At 37.2% G+C, this 18,071-nt stretch carries 15 protein-coding genes and 1 tRNA gene; 6 read left to right on the plus strand and 10 right to left on the minus strand.

Translation table 11 applies throughout. The features are described 5' to 3' along the window. Positions 1–45 precede the first annotated feature (45 nt). The gene (locus AB9K26_RS12025; RefSeq protein ID WP_369972804.1) at positions 46–774 is read left to right on the plus strand and encodes a hypothetical protein; all 729 of its coding nucleotides are present in this window, start codon (positions 46–48) and stop codon (positions 772–774) included. Here AB9K26_RS12025 and AB9K26_RS12030 read toward each other — a convergent pair. Further along, entirely contained in the window at positions 771–4,151 is a 3,381-nt protein-coding gene (locus tag AB9K26_RS12030) for a gliding motility-associated C-terminal domain-containing protein (protein ID WP_369972805.1), read from the minus strand. The two genes, AB9K26_RS12025 and AB9K26_RS12030, sit on opposite strands and share 4 nt — an antisense overlap. Before the next feature lie 92 nt (positions 4,152–4,243). Here AB9K26_RS12030 and rsmI point away from each other — a divergent pair, with 92 nt between their 5' ends. Next, positions 4,244–4,915, plus strand: coding sequence for a 16S rRNA (cytidine(1402)-2'-O)-methyltransferase (gene rsmI, locus AB9K26_RS12035; protein ID WP_369972806.1), 672 nt, complete (start codon positions 4,244–4,246; stop codon positions 4,913–4,915). A 40-nt stretch (positions 4,916–4,955) separates the two neighbouring features. Here the strand turns inward: rsmI and AB9K26_RS12040 are convergent, their stop codons facing one another. The 5 genes from AB9K26_RS12040 to AB9K26_RS12060 form a co-directional block, all read right to left on the minus strand. After that, entirely contained in the window at positions 4,956–6,053 is a 1,098-nt protein-coding gene (locus AB9K26_RS12040) for a slipin family protein (protein ID WP_369972807.1), read from the minus strand. Positions 6,054–7,813: 1,760 nt separating this feature from the next. After that, positions 7,814–7,889, minus strand: a tRNA-Phe gene (locus AB9K26_RS12045). A 348-nt stretch (positions 7,890–8,237) separates the two neighbouring features. Then, complete coding sequence (locus tag AB9K26_RS12050) at positions 8,238–8,819, minus strand: hypothetical protein (RefSeq protein ID WP_369972808.1); 582 nt, start codon at positions 8,817–8,819, stop codon at positions 8,238–8,240. A 547-nt stretch (positions 8,820–9,366) separates the two neighbouring features. Further along, positions 9,367–9,489 carry a hypothetical protein gene (locus tag AB9K26_RS12055; protein WP_369972809.1) on the minus strand — a complete coding sequence of 41 codons (123 nt, stop codon included), beginning with the start codon at positions 9,487–9,489 and terminating at the stop codon, positions 9,367–9,369. 62 nt (positions 9,490–9,551) lie between these two features. Then, positions 9,552–10,154 (minus strand): carboxymuconolactone decarboxylase family protein, encoded by a 603-nt coding sequence (locus tag AB9K26_RS12060; RefSeq protein WP_369972810.1) that lies wholly within the window; start codon positions 10,152–10,154, stop codon positions 9,552–9,554. 55 nt (positions 10,155–10,209) lie between these two features. Here AB9K26_RS12060 and AB9K26_RS12065 point away from each other — a divergent pair, with 55 nt between their 5' ends. From AB9K26_RS12065 to AB9K26_RS12080, 4 genes are read left to right on the plus strand one after another with little or no spacing between them, the layout of a single operon-like run. Next, positions 10,210–10,632 (plus strand): OsmC family protein, encoded by a 423-nt coding sequence (locus tag AB9K26_RS12065; RefSeq protein WP_369972811.1) that lies wholly within the window; start codon positions 10,210–10,212, stop codon positions 10,630–10,632. Between the two features lie 22 nt (positions 10,633–10,654). Further along, positions 10,655–12,340 (plus strand): single-stranded-DNA-specific exonuclease RecJ, encoded by a 1,686-nt coding sequence (gene recJ, locus AB9K26_RS12070; protein ID WP_369972812.1) that lies wholly within the window; start codon positions 10,655–10,657, stop codon positions 12,338–12,340. A gap of 10 nt (positions 12,341–12,350) precedes the next feature. Continuing rightward, positions 12,351–13,442: an OmpA family protein gene (locus tag AB9K26_RS12075; RefSeq protein WP_369972813.1), complete on the plus strand. Its 1,092-nt coding sequence runs from the start codon at positions 12,351–12,353 to the stop codon at positions 13,440–13,442. Continuing rightward, on the plus strand, positions 13,443–14,729 hold the full coding sequence (locus AB9K26_RS12080; RefSeq protein WP_369972814.1) for an MFS transporter: 1,287 nt from the start codon (positions 13,443–13,445) through the stop codon (positions 14,727–14,729). A 3-nt stretch (positions 14,730–14,732) separates the two neighbouring features. On the opposite strand, the gene AB9K26_RS12085 is transcribed toward AB9K26_RS12080, so the two are convergent. The 4 genes from AB9K26_RS12085 to AB9K26_RS12100 all read right to left on the minus strand — a co-directional run bounded on the left by AB9K26_RS12085 (position 14,733) and on the right by AB9K26_RS12100 (position 18,062). After that, positions 14,733–15,488 (minus strand): UDP-2,3-diacylglucosamine diphosphatase, encoded by a 756-nt coding sequence (locus AB9K26_RS12085; RefSeq protein ID WP_369973092.1) that lies wholly within the window; start codon positions 15,486–15,488, stop codon positions 14,733–14,735. Between the two features lie 10 nt (positions 15,489–15,498). Next, positions 15,499–15,951 carry a 6-pyruvoyl tetrahydropterin synthase family protein gene (locus AB9K26_RS12090; protein WP_369972815.1) on the minus strand — a complete coding sequence of 151 codons (453 nt, stop codon included), beginning with the start codon at positions 15,949–15,951 and terminating at the stop codon, positions 15,499–15,501. 279 nt (positions 15,952–16,230) lie between these two features. Beyond that, a complete protein-coding gene (locus tag AB9K26_RS12095; protein WP_369972816.1) occupies positions 16,231–17,565 on the minus strand; it encodes an MATE family efflux transporter in 1,335 nt (444 codons plus the stop codon). Beyond that, positions 17,562–18,062: a GNAT family N-acetyltransferase gene (locus AB9K26_RS12100; RefSeq protein ID WP_369972817.1), complete on the minus strand. Its 501-nt coding sequence runs from the start codon at positions 18,060–18,062 to the stop codon at positions 17,562–17,564. The genes AB9K26_RS12095 and AB9K26_RS12100 overlap by 4 nt, the downstream gene beginning before the upstream one ends. Between the last annotated feature and the right edge of the window lie 9 nt (positions 18,063–18,071).

Below are 18,071 nucleotides of genomic sequence, written 5' to 3' on the forward strand. Positions count from 1 at the left end.
TTTATTAAAAAACAAAAGCATTAATTCGTTTTAAAAATAAAAGTTATGAAGAAGAAGTTAGAATCTGAATTAATAAGCATTGCACATAGAATATTGAAGCTGAAAGGCAAGGAGGATGTTGCAAAAATGCATGCTGAGGTTGCTGTTTTATATGAAAAACTAAGTGTGCTTAAGTTTGCAAATGAAAACTTTGAAGGCGATTTGCCTACGATAGGAAGTAACTCTTCCTTTTTTGGGATGCTAGACACAGCTTTTAACAATAAAGTAAGCGACAACATTGAGATTGAAGATCGTATTTATATAAATCTTGATGAAAAAGAAGATGATCAAATTTATGAGCCTGTGATGCAAAAAATAAAGGATATGGTGGCTCAGATGCCTGAAGATGAATCTAAAGGTGATCAGGTGGTTAAAGCCACTATTACTAGAGAAAACCCAAAGGAAACTCATATAGAAGATATCACTGCAGGTTTTGAGGAGATTCCAGAGTTTGAACCGGTTTCTGAAGCCAATAAACGCACCTCTCTTAATGACAAGCTTAAAACAGGCACATTAAACATTGGCTTAAATGATAAACTGGCATACATAAAGCACTTGTTCAACGGTCAGTCTGAAGATTACGACCGCGTCGTATCTCAACTAAACACCACCCAAACATTTGATGATGCAAAACGCTTTATCAATGATATTGTAAAACCAGATTATAATGATTGGTCTGGAAAAGAAGATTTGGAAAGTCGTTTTTTAGAAGCAGTCGAGCGTAAGTTTGCTTAATAATTGAGATATACCCAACCTACAATTGGTTTGGTGTCATCAGAAACCTGTAAGATGTAAAAGTACGTTCCGACAGGCAACCGTTTGTTACTTTGTGGAAGGCCTCTATTTGCAATTCCCTGCCAATCATTTTTATAATCACGCGTTTGATAAATCAGAGTACCATAACGGTTATAGATATCTAACCGATTCTCTGGGTATAATTCAATACAAGGAATGTAAAACACATCATTGGAACCGTCGCCATTTGGAGACAAGCCTTCTGACACATCCAAGCAATTGTTCACGATTGTTTCGGCATAAGCACTGTTATTGCTATCATTTCTATCTATTTCATTGACGGAATTTAATAGAGCGGTATTTGTTAAGTTTTCATTTGATACAACCCGAACATTAAGCGTTAAGCTTTCAGACTGGTTAGGGTCTAACAATGGAATGCTCCAAATATTGGAACCGTTGTTGAAGCTTCCTGAACTAACCGAATGCGATAGGTACTGGTAACCGCTTGGGAGGTCTTCAAAAAGCGCAATGTTTGTTGCCGAAGTTGTTCCAATGTTTGTAGCACTTACCAGAAATGAAACTTCATCAAATAAGGACACGGTTTGCTGAGACACACTCTTTAAAACTTGAATATCAACATTGGTGGTGTCTTCCAAGACATTTAAGGTTGCTGTTGTTTGTGTGGTATCAATATTGTTTTGATTTGTAAAATTCGAATGATCATTCACATAAGAACCTATTGAATCTGAAGTAACTTGTACTGAGAACGTACAACTATCAACACCTTCAGGGAAAGCTAAATCGGTCACACCCACAAATTGATCTCCAACAGTTCCCAAAAATGTTGCTGTACAACCATTAGACTCGACCCATTCAGGCATACCAGTTAAATAAATGGAACTGCCAAGATTATCGGTGAATGAAATTTCAGTTTGTGAGGGATTTGTTGCCAAGTTATGAATCGTAAATGTTAAGGTGCTTTCATAACCAACATAGATGGTTTCTGGATTGTAGCTTTTTTGAAGGACAGGAGAAATAATTTGAGCACTACTAATAGAAACATTGGTTCCAGGCGTAATCTCCTCATTGTTTATGGCACTTGGAAAGACTTCAGCAGTATTATTGAAAACACCTCCATAGCTTGGAGCGGTAACAGGAATTAAAATTCTAATGGTTGAGCCAGCATCAATAAAAGGAATTGTTCCACTTATCGTAGAACCAGTAACATCAAAACTATTGATACAAGTAGCATTTCCATTTTCAATCTGACATGTTGGTGGACCAGCGATAGTAAATACTGAATTAAGAGTGTTTGAAAATGCCGCATCTATAGCTGCTGAACTATTATTGCTATTGGTAATATCAACAACCCAATTGAAATTGGAATTAATAGGAATGGTAGATACGGATGGAAAGGTTTGAATAAGTAAATCAACACAAGGCGTGAAAAAGGTTGTAACCGAAGCCGTATTATTGGAGCTGTTTCCATCAGGAACGCCATCAAAGGATCCAACACTAACAGTATTTATTACAGGGATTGGATCCACATCACAGTTCGGAATCCAGGAATGCACACTTCGAAACGTTACAGTGGCTCCCGAAGGCATAAACCAACCATCTTCTTGAGTGATTTCCCAAAATGTCTGGTCTTCTGAAGCTTGATCGATTTCAATATCGATATTTTGAATAGAAATGGTTCCGCAGTTAGCTCCACCTGAAGCCGAGACACATTCTACGCTTCTTAAGACACCAACAGAACCTGGCTCAACACTACTATATACATCTGTTAAGGTCATAAAGGTGTCTTCGTCTCCAATATTGCTTGCTGTAATCTCATAGGTTACATCACCCCAAGGCATAGGATCTTGATCTGAACCTCCTAAGGGCAACTCGGGACTAACCTGAGTTTTTGTAACAGTCATATCTGAAAAAGGACATTGCTCTACAGGAATTAAAACCACATAATCATCATCAAAATTATTGCTGTAATCAATATCTATTACATCATCTGGAATAATGTTAATTGCACTTCTTGTTTGAGATGTATATAAGGTTGGGTTTGGACTACAGTCTGGTTCCACATAATTCAAAACGGTTTCAACAACAATGGTTGATCCTGGAGGAAAATCAAAATTATTGGTGTTCCAGGAGTTGCCGTTTAAGCTAAAAGTCACATCGCTACAGTCTAATGTTCCAGTTGTTTCAGTACAGGTTACGCTAATAATATTCCATGATCCAGCGTTTGAGGTTAGGTTCTGTAGAAAAAAATGGGTCAATACATCAAACGTTCCCAGATTATATACAGTTGTTTCAAAAATGACAACATCACTCCAATCACTTATACCGCCTCCAGATGGTTGAATAACTTCTGTAATTATAGCCAAATCGGTTACCAAACAAGCTTCAGGAATTAAAAGAAGTGTATTGACAAGATTAGATTGATTCGATGAGAGGTTTTCATGATTCAATTCCATTTCAACATTGCTCTCGATATTTATAACATCTGGAGTTTCAGCGCAATCACCTTCAAAAAATTTCACAACAACTTCAATGGTGATTGTGCCATCAATTGGAAAAACAATTGAATCACCAAACTCAAATATTTCTTCTCCAGCATCTATAGTATAGAGGCTTGTTTCGAATGGAATGTCATCAGGGCATTCTACACCATTGGTGGTGTTAAGACAGGTTATGGATTGAATTTGTAAATCTGGCTCTCCATTTTCTACAGGATTACTGCGCATATTCATTTTAAAGGATTCCAGAGGAAAAGCAATAGCGCTGTTATTCGTAATTGTAAATTGATAGGTCACATCGTCTCCCCAAGCATTTATAGGAGTCCCTTCTAAAGGAGATATTTGATTTAATTCAACAATAAAATCGATGTCTACATCAGTAATGTCAATAGAGATTATGGACTGGTTATTGGTTTCATCAACATCAGAAACACCTTCGGGAGGATATACAGTAACACTTGTAGCTACACCACCTACCTCTGTAGGTGCAACTACAGAAACTTTGACCTCAATACTTGAGCTTGAAGGCAGCGTTGAAATTGTACCGGATAACTCATTTGTGTTGGGATCTAAAAAAAAATCAGTGACTATTCCAGCGCCTCCTGACGGATTTTGATATTCAAATCCTGTGACTTCAATAGTTGGGCTAATAGACTGCGTAAAAGTTGCGTTTTCAACTAAATCACCAGAATTGAGAATTGTGATTATATATTGAAACTCTTGATAAATATGTACTTGAGAAACATCTGAGTTACTTGTGTTTTGAGCCTCTACCAACACACCCAGATTTGTAGTTTGTGAGATGCCTTGAATACATGAAAGCCAGACAAATAAAATAAGGCAAAACAGGTTTTTAGGCATATGATTCACTTTGAAATAAGATGTGAAATCTAATAAATGGTTGCGTCAATATAGACTAAAGATTGTAAATTTGAAAAGATTATTATCAATTCATGGGAAAACTTTTTATTGTACCAACTCCTATCGGAAATTTAAAAGACATGACTTATAGAGCGATTGAGGTTCTTAAGAATGTCGATTTGATTCTTGCTGAAGACACACGAACTTCAGGAAAGCTGTTAAAGCATTTTGATATTGGTGCTCCCATGCAAAGTCATCACATGCACAACGAGCACAAAACGGTTGATGGTCTTGTTGACAAGCTCAAAAGCGGATTAAGTATTGCGTTGATAAGTGATGCTGGTACACCAGCGATTTCCGATCCAGGTTTTTTATTGACCAGAGCCTGCGTTGAAAATGATATTCCAGTAGAATGCTTGCCAGGTGCCACGGCGTTTGTTCCTGCATTGGTGAATTCTGGATTACCAAATGACAAATTCGTGTTTGAAGGTTTTTTACCCATTAAAAAAGGAAGGCAAACACGTTTACAAGTTTTAGCCGAAGAAACCAGAACCATGATTTTTTATGAAAGTCCGCACAAACTCATTAAAACTCTAACGCATTTTAGCGAGTATTTTGGCGAAGACCGACAAGTGTCAGTGTCAAGGGAATTAACAAAACTCTATGAAGAAACAGTTCGCGGAACAGCTCAGGAAATATTAGATTATTACACCAAAAAACCTCCAAAGGGAGAGATTGTCATTGTGGTTGCTGGAAAGAAATAATGCGCCAGTTTTGACACCAGCGCATTAAAAACACACCAACTTAGTTTCCAGAGAAAATCGCTTTCAATTGGGCAACCATGTTTCCGTTACCAGAAACCGTTATCTCACCAATTTTTTCCGCAATCTTTTCAACATATTCCATTTCCTTTAACTTGTAAAGCATGGTATTGTCTTCCATCAATTTTGCGGTGTTCAGCAAGCTACGTGTAGACGCGGTTTCTTCACGTCTGGTAATTACATTGGCTTGAGCACGTTTTTGTGCAATGAGAACTTGGTTCATGATCTCTTTCATTTCACCTGTAAGGATGACATCTCTAATACCACAGTTCAACACCGTAACACCTAAGGTTTTAGCACTTGCTTTAACGTCTTCAAATACGGCTTCCGCAATATTGTCTTTACGTTCTAGCAATTCGTCTAAAGTGTAGGCGCCAACGTAAGCACGTAACACCAATTGCATGCTAATGTACAATTGCTTTTCATAGTCTTTGTTGTCTAACAAGGCCTTTTCAATATCAGTAACTTTGTACTGGGTGTAAAAGTTGATACGGATTCCAGCTTTGTCTTTGGTCAACAATTCCTGACCAGCGATTTCCAATTGCAACTGACGCATATCGGCCTTTGCGATCTTGATGGTCGTGTCGTTTCTCCAGAATCGGTAGGTACCACCAGTTAAGGTTTTGGTATAGACGTCATCAACCAACAACACGGCTTTTTCATAGGTCGCCACTTCAAAGGTTCTGATGTATTTGCTAAGTTCGTAATTACTGAAGAGTGCTTTGTCAATTTTTTCAGTTATGTAGATCTTGCTCAAATCAGCGCGAACAAATTCACGCTCAATCAACCCTTTCCAATACGCATAACGTCCAGCTACGAGTATAGTTTTAAAAAGACCGTTTTCGTAAACCAATACCAATTCATTGTCTTTAACCTCAACAACATCCAACAAGCTTACTAGCGCTTTGTCTTGCAATAAAATGTCTAACGCTATTGGAGCTTGAAATGTCATTGTAAGGTCATAGATCAATACACGCTGGTTGAAACCTAGCCAGTATGTCCCTTGTGTCAGTACTTTAAGGTAATCACCATTTTTGAAAACCAAACCGACTTTTCCTGCATTAATTCTTACGCGTTTCATCGTTTTAAAAATTTAAATTACACATTCATTGTTGTCTACTACAGACCCGGCAAAACTTGTAACGGAAGGGTTGCCGACCTCAACCCTAAAGACAGGTTGCTTTAGTTGCTGAAGTATATTTTGGGCGAGTTTACCGTTACTATCGTTTCGGTAAAACAGGCTATTCGCTATATCTTTTGCCTAGGCAAAAGGATGTCGCTGCTATCCTTCTCGCAAACCATAATTTTAAAAACACAGCAGATTGTCCATCATCTCCTCTATACGGACGCACTCAGCAACCCAATTGTCGCATTTTTTGTTAGGTAATGGAACTCCAATTTGAACAGGAACTGTTCAGAGTTGATGTTTAATCACAAAACAAGCCATGGTCTCATTGGCATGTATTAAGTATGTCAAGGTACATCGGCGACTGCTTGTATTTGAACACTTAGGTTTGTATCAAAAGCCGATGTAACAATCTACTATGTTGTCATTTTTGTTGGAGCAGTTTGACCAACTGCATGGGGATCAGTTTTAAAAGATGATCAGCTTGTCTTAAACCTACATTTTAAGTGTAGTGCTCTAACCACTAAGCTACAAGGACTTAACTTTTGGGTGCCTTGGCAGGAATCGAACCTGCGCTGTTAAAGGACATCGTAACAGGATGTCTGTTCGCTAGAACCAAAATCTAGTGCGTTTACCATTTCCGCCATATCCGAACCGGATAGTGGGACTCGAACCCACAGAACTTTAGTAACTATTGTTTGGTCAACAGTCAAACCTCCAAGTCCAGTTGAACATCATACTGTGATGCATTGCTGCAACCTATGATACAATAGTGCTATACCGAAACACCCAACAAGACTGGCTTGATATTTTAAAAAGCGATCTGGGAATACCTTCGCTTTTAGACAAGCTTTCCTAGGATTATAGCCGTAGCCCTTCCCTAGTTTTCCACGTGCTTCCCTCTGCTAGGGAATTACGTACTTGTCCGATGCCTAATTACATTACAGCCGTTCGGCGACTTAGACTTGGCTTGCATAGAGGCTTTTTTGCCACGCTTTGCAATTACGAGGGTTGGCTCCCTCACCATTCATAGACGTCCTCTCTTGAGGCGGCCTATTAGAATGTTCACCACACTGTAAAGGTTTGCAGCCTTTACAGTCCCATATATTGCAATGGGTTTAGGCAATTACTAGCTGCTGTAATGCCCGAAGTCTTTTGCTTAATCCCTGTATTAAATGTACAGTGCTCTACCAGTTGAGCTAAAAGAAATATGATCTTCTTTCTAGGACTCGAACCTAGACCTCTAAGATGTCTTGACCTAGGAGAAGGGCTTCGGAAATGGCTTCGTAGATTTTTGCCTACAAAATACCAACCTTCTCTATGCATGTTTCCCAACACACGGCATGTTAAGCTACCGAATGGTTTCCCATCGGGTAACTTTAATACTGCAACACGCTCCGCAAGGCTGGATGACCTCCACGTAACCCATTACTACAACTTTTCCTATTGATGTCTCCATCTCAAGCCTCCAATACTATTGGCTATAGATCCTAATCTGAATCAGCGGTCGCCCCTTTCATTTCGTGATTTATGTTTGTTGCTTGCTTACCTGTACTACGTTTTTCAAAGCAGTCTCCATTTATAGTGCCTGCAAACAGATTTATCCTTGTTGCCAAGTTTATCTAAAGACGATAAGCCGCCTCGTCACTAAAAGTGACATTTTTTTAACCAATGACTTCATTTTTCAGAAATCATTGTATGTCAATGAACATTTATGGTGGAACAGACAGGAATTGAACCTGTATCGCCAGAATTTCAATCTGGTGCATTGACCAACTTTGCTACTGTTCCGGTTGTGAGTGTCTATCAAGATTCGAACTTGATCTTAGAGGATATACCTCTTGTGCGAGCCATTACACTATAGACACTCTGTATGGCTTCTATGTTTCACCCTCTATTTCTCTAGTACTGAGAGAAACTTTCAACATTTAGAAGCCATAGCCCTGATAACCTGATAGGGTTCGAACCTATAATCCAAGACTCAAAATCTTGTGTGTTACATTACACCACAGGTTAATTTTGTAAGCTCAATAGGAGTCGAACCTTCTAGGTGATTAACACGACAGATTTACAATCTGCCTCAGCTCTCCAACACTGACGAATTCCCTAAGATTCTCCTGAAAGAGCCACAGGAGAATGCTATAATAAACTATTCAGTCTATTTTGAAACCAATTCGTTTTATTGGCTTCTTGCTCTTTTTTAGACTGTTGTTCAATGATTCTATTTTCATTGGCTTGTATTTTTCTCTTTTTCTTTACACGAGTCAATACCATATCAACATAACTAATAAAATCATTGTTCAAGGCCAATTGCTTTGCCGTTTTCAAGGATTTTTCAGCCTCTTCAAACAAGGTTAAACTTTCAAACAATTCTGCTTGAGTTAAAACAATGCCAGCTTTATCTATACCTTTTACGGTTTTGGCAAAATCGATAAGCTTTTGTGCCTCATCATAATCATCATTATTGATCAAAAAACGAATATACTCTGGATAAATCTCAGGGATATCCATTCTACTAGCCAAGGCGCTTTCATAATAGCTTTTAGCTGTTTCGTTATCACCCAATTGTTCATAATGTACTTTTGCCATTAACTGCAAAGCCTTAAAGTTTTCGGGATCGTATGACAAAGCATAGTTTAAGGCTTCAACAGCTTTTTCCAGTTCCCATGGATAAGCTTCCATAGCTCTGAACAAGTATAAGTTTTGTAAATGTGTTGCCATAATGGGACCTCCTTTCTGTTTTAATTTTATGCTTCAAGAGCAATTCGTTTTAAAACTGATCAGATAGAGTTATTCTAAACTAAATAGGAATAAAAAATCCGAAACAGTTGATATTTGCTTCGGATGTTCTGGAAAGTGATTTACAGAATGTACCGAAGCCTGATGAATGACTCTAGGTCATTACTCAAAATTTGAAATGCTACTTTATGTTTTAGCATGGCTTCTATTATTAAATTATTTATAATGCAGATTGCTTTAATTCTGCGATGCAAATATGAAATCAATTTTTTTATTATCCAAACAAAACTTAAATTAAATCACTGATAATCAATTAATTATGTTTAATTTTCAGGCAATACGATGCCTGTCCGCCTTAAGCAGAATCACATCTTTTTTTGCAAATGTTTGTTTCCCAATTGCTTACTTTTCAATGTCTATTTTTATATGTTCTCAAAAAGTTTCAAATTTTTTTAATTTTTTTTCATAAAAAAAACGCCCAATACCTTGGACGCTTTCTGTTTTATGCAATTTTGGTTTAATTCATTGCTCAAAAATGATTCAAAACAATCACATAACGTCCTTTATCGATGGAAACCAATTCACTTGTTCCTCGATAATCCCACTGAAACATCAGTGATTTAGGTGCATTATGTACTATTATTCTGTTCATTTGTGCTACAAATATAGAAAGTTTTTTAAAAGATCGATTTTAAATTGCCTTTTGAAAGCCAATCAATATTGGGAGCCATCATGTTTACCAACTTCAAAACCATGCTTTCCTAAATATTGGTTACCACTTTCAATAGCACCTTCTTCCATGGTGGTACCCATAGAATCATTCCAACGGTTTAAATATCCAAACAAGGAAATGACACCCAGCATTTCCACAATTTCTCCTTCATCCCAATGCTCGTATAAACGTTTTTTTATATCAGCATTAACTGCGTTTGGAACCTGGCTGGCCGCTAAACTAAAATCCAAAGCAGCGCGTTCGGCTTCAGAAAAAGCCGGATGTGTTCGGTACTCCCAAATATTGTCCAATTGCTCTTGTTCGGCACCATAACGCTCAGCAGCTCTTATAGCATGGGCTTGGCAATAGCGACACCCTGTAGCATTACTGCTTACCCATGCAATCATACGTTTAAGTGCAGAAGTCACTCGACCTTCATTGGCCATAACCGCTTTATTGAGATGAATAAAAGCCTTGCTAATCGCTGGACGACGTTGCATTGTAAGAACTGAGTTTGGACAAAAACCAAGGGTTTCATTGAAGAATTCAGCAAGTTTTTTGGTTTCCAAATCATGCTCTGGAGATAAAGGAGTGACTAATGCCATAAGTGTAATTTTTAAAGTATTTTTGAGTATTCAATAAACGAAAAATTATTCACAAATGTCTCACAAAGTCATCACACATTGGAAAGGTAATATGCAATTTGATTCAGACAATCCGAGTGGAAAAACCTTACTCATGGACACCTCGCAAGAGCATGGAGGTCATAATTCTGGTTTGTCACCAAAAGCTTTAATGTTATCCTCTTTAGCGGGTTGTACTGGGCTTGACGTAGTTTCTATTCTTAAAAAGATGAAAGTCAAATTTTCCGATTTCAGAATTGATACTTATGGTGAATTGACAGAAGAACATCCTAAATATTACCATTCGGTAAATGTAGAATACCATTTTTATGGCGATCAATTGGATAAGGGCAAACTTGAAAAGGCCGTCAATCTTTCCGTGGAAAAGTATTGTGGTGTCATGGAAATGTTCCGACAGTTCGCCGATGTAAAAATAGAGATACTTTACCATGAAATATAGCGAAAATTTTCTATATTAGTGTATGCGTTGGACGATTAAACCGAAACCAGATTCTAAGACCGTTGACGAGCTACAAGAAGCGCTTCAGGTTGACCAAATTACAGCAACTTTGTTGGCTCAACGCGGTATTACAAATTATGATGACGCCAAAACTTTTTTCAGACCAAGTCTAAAGGATTTAAACAATCCTTTTTTAATGCGAGATATGGATTTGGCAGTGGCTCGAATTGAAAAAGCATTGCTCAATAAGGAAAATATTTTAATCTATGGTGATTATGATGTAGACGGAACGACTTCAGTGGCCTTAATGGCGACTTATTTAAAATCCAAATCAGATCGTATTGCTACTTACATTCCTGATCGTTATGAAGAAGGCTATGGCATTTCATTCCAAGGAATTGATTTTGCTGAAGACAATGAATTCACCTTGATTATTGCTTTGGATTGTGGTATTAAAGCCATCGATAAAGTTAATTATGCTTCTGAAAAAGGGATTGATTTTATCATTTGTGATCATCATAGGCCAGGACATGAATTGCCAAATGCAGTTGCGGTTTTAGATCCGAAACGTGACGATTGCGACTATCCATATAAAGAACTTTGCGGTTGTGGTGTTGGTTTCAAGCTGATTCAAGCTTTGGCCATAAATGATGGTTTAGACATTGAAGATTTGATTGATTATTTAGATTTGGTGGCTACAGCTATAGGTGCAGATATTGTTCCTATCACAGGAGAAAACCGTGTATTGGCCTATTTCGGATTACAAGTTATTAATCAAAACCCAAGACCTGGCATCAAAGCGTTAATTGCAGAAGTCAAGAAAGAGCAACTAACAATAACTGATGTTGTATTTATCATTGCACCTCGAATCAATGCTGCTGGACGTATGAAACACGGGAATCATGCCGTAACACTCTTAACTGAAACAGATGTTAACCTTGCCGCTGAGTATGCCATCGACATTAACAAATTCAATCTAGATAGGAGAGAAGCCGATCAACAAATTACAGAAGAAGCCTTAGCGCAAATTGAATCTAATAAAGAAGAAGATCGAGTGACTACTGTGGTATATCATGAATCTTGGCACAAAGGTGTCATAGGTATTGTGGCGTCTAGATTGACCGAAACCTATTACAGACCAACATTGGTGTTTACCAAAAGTGGTGATAAACTTGCAGCTTCAGCACGATCGGTTAAAGGCTTTGATGTGTATAATGCTTTGGAAGCTTGCAGTGAACATATTGAACAGTTTGGAGGTCATAAATATGCTGCAGGTTTAACCTTAAAGGAAGAAAACTATGAGGCATTTAAACAGGCTTTTGAAGATGAGGTATCAAACACTATTGACCGAAGCTTGCTAACACCAGAAATTAAAATCGACACACAAATCTCTTTGTCTGAAATCACGCCAAGGTTTTATCGAATTATCAAGCAATTTTCACCTTTTGGTCCAGGTAACATGACACCAATATTTATGACTGAAAATTTAAGAGATACTGGATATGGTAAGTGTGTTGGCGAAGACAACAAACATCTTCGTTTAACAGTACGTCAAGATCAGTACAGTATGGTCGGTATTGGTTTTAACTTAGGAGACAAACTCAATTTGATTCAAAATAACGTACCTTTTAGTGCTGTTTATTCTATTGATGAAAATCACTGGAATGGCAATGTCTCGCTTCAGTTAAAATTACGTGACATTAAATAAGACAAACCTTTTGAAAAAAATAAGTCTTTTAATAATTGTATCTGTTCAATTGACTTTTTCTCAAAACTTGGTTGAGAACTCTAGTTTTGAGGAAAAAAAATCGTGCCCTGAAATCATAGGAGGCTTTAATCATAAGGTCATACACTGGAGCACTCCAAATTTTGGTTCGACAGATTATTTTAATACCTGTAGCGAAACAGTTGGTAACATTAACTTTTTTGGAGAACAAAAACCAAAATCCGGAAATGGCTTTGCTGGCATGTATGTCATGGCTCCAGAAAATTACCGTGAATATTTGCAAGGAACCTTATCCAGCCCATTGACTTTGGGGAACAAGTATACCATCACATTTTACCTTAGTTTAGCTGAAAATTGTAGTCATGCAATCAAGGATATTGGTGTGTTGTTTTTGGATGAGCCTCTTAAACAGAGTTCAGATGAATATATCAACTTGAATAAGGTTTTAAGCGATGTTCCGAAGAGTTATTTTGTGTTGATTAATAGTCAGAATTTTTACGTTGAAAAAGCAAATTGGGAAAAAATCACATTTGAATATGAGGCTAAAGGATTTGAAACTAATTTTGTGATTGGAAATTTTGATAGGAACAGTAAAATTTCAAAAATCAAGGTCCAAAACACCAAAGATCCAGATGCTTCTTATTATTATATTGACGATGTAAGCATTGAGCCTCTACAAAGTAAAATGACATCAATAACTGAAACACAAATCACTGAAAACGACCAAATATTGGAGAATGATAAAGTATATATTCTGCAAAATGTTCTTTTTGATTTTGATAAACACATGTTATTGGAATCTTCCAAATCTGAATTAGATCAATTGTATAATTATCTTAATGCGAACAAGCGCTTAAAGATTGAAATTTATGGGCATACAGATGATGTGGGTATTCAAAAGCGTAATGACGAACTATCTTTGCTTCGTGCCAAAGAAGTTGCCTTGTACTTAATTTCCAAAGGACTGCGACCAGAACGAATAACAGCAACAGGTTATGGAAACCGTTTTCCGGTTGCTAGTAATAAAACGGACGAAGGGCGCGCCTTGAATAGACGCGTTGAGTTTAAATTGATTTTTAATTAAATGCCAAAGAAAGACCCTTATGCTGCGCTTCGATATAGAGAATTTAACCTCTTTATATTGGTTCGTTTTGCTTTAGTATTTGCATGGTCTATGCAGTTTATAATTATTGAATGGCAAGTCTACGCAATCACCAAAGATCCTTTGTACATTGGTTTAATTGGTCTTATGGAAATTATTCCAGCATTAAGTATGGCACTTTTTGCAGGACATATTGTTGATCAAAAAGAAAAACGAAATCTTTTGGCGCTTTGTATTATACTGTTTTCATTGATTAGTTTTGGACTGTTTTGGATTACCTCTCCAAGTATTTTTGAAACCTGGTCTACAAAACAAATACTCTATTGCATATATGCTTTAGTGTTCTTTGGAGGCTTGTTGCGATCGTTTTTTGGACCAACAATTTTTTCATTAGTAGCTTTAATTGTACCCAAAAAAATATATCCAAATGCCGCAACATGGAACAGTTCTACATGGCAAATGGCAAGAGTTTTGGGTGTCACTTTTGCTGGCTTTTCAATTGGTTGGCTTGGAGAAAATGAACAAATGGGTGTGCATTGGTCGCTTTGTATCGTCTTCGGATTGGTTATGTTTTCTTTAATGGTGCTTTATCAAATTAAGCGAAAGCCCATTCTCAATCCGAATATAGGAGAATCTGTAACCAAAAGCCTTAAAGAAGGCGTGTCTTTTGTATTTAAGACGAAAGCAATTTTAGGTGCTCTAACCTTAGATATGATTTCAGTACTGTTTGGAGGCGCTATTGCCTTGGCAGCAGTTTTCGCTACTGATATCTTGAAAGTAGGTCCGGAAGGTTTTGGTATTTTGGTGGCAGCACCAAATATTGGCTCGTTTTTGACCATGTTGGTGACGGCTTATATTCCTATCGTAAAAAAAGCAGGTGTCAAATTACTCGTTGCTGTCTTCGGTTTCGGGTTGAGCATCATCGCTTTTGGTCTATCAACTGTCTTTTGGCTTTCGGTAGCAGCACTGTTTTTTAGTGGCGTTTTTGATGGTGTGTCGATGGTTATCAGACAAACGATTCTTCAACTTAAAACGCCAGACCACATGCGTGGACGTGTATCTTCAGTAAACTCCATGTTTGTTGGATCTTCAAACGAGTTAGGTGCTTTTGAAAGTGGCTTAACTGCCAAACTTATGGGAACGGTTACAGCTGTGGTATTTGGAGGTACAATGACATTGATTACAGTCATTACAACTGCTGCAGTTTCACCTTCATTTAGACGATTGGATTTATCAGCTGATTTAGAAGCACATGAAAAAGAGGAGTAGTACTTATTTATATATTTTCAACTCGAAATGGTTTCCGTCAAAAACACCATAGGTATAGTATTGAATCCAATCACCAAGATTAATATACTTAGAGTTGTTTTCCAATTCAATTTCCAAAGGCAAATGACGATGACCATACACAAAATAATCGCGATGTGATTCCTCAAGTTTCTTTTTACTATACAAGACAAGCCATTCTTTATCCTCGCCTAAAAATGTAGCATCTTCATCACCGGATATCAGTTTGTTTTTGACAGAAAAATACTGAGCGATTTTAACGCCAATATCAGGATGAAGCCATTTAAACAACCACTTAAAAAAAGGATTTGTAAATACCTTTTTCATACGCTTGTAACCTTTATCGTATGGTCCTAAACCGTCGCCATGAGCAATATAAAACGAGGTGTCATTAAAAATGAATTCTTTCGGCTTGTGATATACAGGAATATTGAGTTCGCTTTCAAAATAGCCATTCATCCAGAGATCGTGGTTGCCTACAAAGAAATAAATCGGAATCCCAGAATCGCTAATTTCAGCCAATTTCCCCAAGGTTCTTACAAAACCTTTAGGGACAACGGTTTTGTATTCAAACCAAAAATCGAATAAATCACCCAAGAGAAAAATGGCAGCAGCGTCTGTTTTTATCTCATCTAGCCAAGCCACAAATTTCTTTTCACGAGGCATGGAAGCTTCCATGGTTGGCGCTCCCAAATGATTGTCTGAAGCAAAGTAAATGCGTTTTCCTTCTGGGATTTTTATGTGCGTTGGATTAGTCATTATCTGAAGCGAACCACTGAGCGTAAGAAGTTGCTGTTTCCTGTAACTTTAATGAATGTAATGTAATATTATCTGGAAGACGATGTTTAATTTTTTCAGCAAAATCAATTACCATCATTTCACTGGTAGGCTGATAATCTACTAACAAAACATTATGACCTCTGTCTTCCAATTCCTTTGCCAATTCTACATGAGGCGTGTTTTTGTTGAAAACCGTAGCATGATCAAACACGTCTACAATTTCTTCCTTTACAATACGCTTGAGATCGCCAAAATCGATGACCATTCCATATTTTACATGCGATGTATCTGAAATAGGCTGACCAATAACCGTCACATCCAATCGATAGCTATGACCATGTACATTTTTACATTTTCCATCATAACCATACAAGGCATGACCCGTTTCAAAAGAGAATTGTTTTGTAATTCGAATATTGCTCATTAACGTCTTTTATTACGATTAATAAAGTACACTACGACAAGAACAATTCCTAAAATAAGAAAAAGACCAGATCCGCTTAAAAAAGACATAATATCCATAGGCTATTGTTTTGATTTGTTTTTGAAATATCTGAACAGAATAAATGCGATTACCAATATAATGAGGTAAGGTAAATTTTGTCCAATAGCATAACCGATTTCGTAACCCGAATTTTGAGCGGAGGAATCTTGTTGAATATACAATTGAAACATGGGCTGTTCAGCTAAATTAAAGTCAAAGTTACGTCTTTTGTGAAAGCGATAAAAATTGGGACCTGAATTTTATGATTAAAGGGATTCCTCTGGCGATAATCCAAAAGGTCAAAGCAATGAAAACAGCATAAAGTTTTAATCCGTAGCTATCCAGCAAAAACAACAATGGGATAAAGACCAAACCAGTAGACAACAACAGTAAGTTTCGAAGGAATTTCATTTTTCCCATCCCTTTGAACATGCCATCAAAAATAAAGGCCAACGCACAGAGTGGCTGCATCAATAAGACAACCCAATAGACCTGATAAAATTCTTTTAAAACGGCAGGATCCTGTGTAAAAATGGTTCCAGTAAATTTATAAAACACCAAACCTACGAGACCAAGAATAATGCCAACAACCACACCACATTTAATCAAAAAGTTACTCAACTCAACAAGTTTTTTATAATCTTTTGCACCTAAAAACTTTCCAGATAAGATATTTCCAGCACTAGCATAGCCATCAATAATAAAAGCACCTAAAAACCAGAGATTGATAGCTATGGTGTAAGCCGCAATATATTGTGTGCCATAGGCCGTTGCAAAACGTGTCGCAAAATACAAAGTGACGTTAAGAGCCAAGGTTCTGATAAATAAATTCACAACCATCAAAACAAAGGTTGAAATTTCCTTGTTAAAAGGAAAGGTGACTCGTAATGAAATATCGGTTTTCTTGAGCAAATACAATGCAGAAAGCAATGCCATTACAGTTTGCGCAAACACACTGGCATAGGCGGCACCTTTGATGTGCAACGGATCAATTATTCCCTCAATTCCATAAACTAAAATCACATCCAACACAATGTTTACAATCGTACCAATAATAGCAATAATCATCGGATAGAAGGTGTTTTGAAGTCCGCGAAACGTACCAAACACGGCAATTGTAAATAAGGTAAAAGGAAAACCAAACACACGAATTCGATAATATTCCACACTATAGTCCAAAATCAGGTTCGAAGCATTGTAAAGCTTAAATATTTGTGCTGCAAAAGGCCAAGTTGAAACAATGATAAGCACACTAATAGACGTCATTATAAGTATGGCTTGGGCAGGAAGGTTTTTAACCTGATCTAGTTTATTCGCACCAAGGTGTTGCGATACAATTGAGGAAATAGCGCTTCGAGTTTGCCCAAACACCCAAATAAGCATTGAAATGAATGTTCCTACAATGCCTACTGCAGCAAGAGATTCTGCGGCATTGTAATCAACATTTCCAATAATGGCGGTATCTGTCAAGGATAGAATGGGCTCAGCTACACCTGCAATCAATGCTGGAATGGCTAGTTTATTGATGTTTTTAAGTGTGATATCGGTTTTCAAAGGACTAATTCATAACAAAAAAAAGAATGTTTGCTTTGCTTTGGAAAATAAACAGCACCCAACTTTTGATAACCACGAAGTTCGTAAAAATTTTGGTTTCTGTCATTTTTTGAAAAAGTGTCCAAACGAATGGATGAATAACTGTTTTTTCTTGCAAAGTCTTCTCCATAGTCCATAAGCTGTTGGGCAAAACCTTTACTTTGATGACTTGGGTGAACCGCTAAACGATGAACATAGATATGTTTTGTGTTAGGCGTTAACCAAGAAACAGATTGATACGCTTTATCCATAAGCGTAGAAAGCGCAATACAACCAATTATTTCAGCATCCTTTTGAAGAACATAAAGTTCATCTCTTAGGATGTCTTTTTCGAAGACCGTTCGATTTGGATATTCGTCATTCCATTGGTAGATATTGTTTGTAATCATGTGATTGGCACATGCCTTAGTAATGCCTAAAATCGTTTCAATATCTTTTACAGTTGCCTTTCGTATCATTTTTAATAT

This window comes from Psychroserpens sp. XS_ASV72 (assembly GCF_041224425.1).
In the GTDB taxonomy this organism is placed as follows: domain Bacteria; phylum Bacteroidota; class Bacteroidia; order Flavobacteriales; family Flavobacteriaceae; genus Psychroserpens.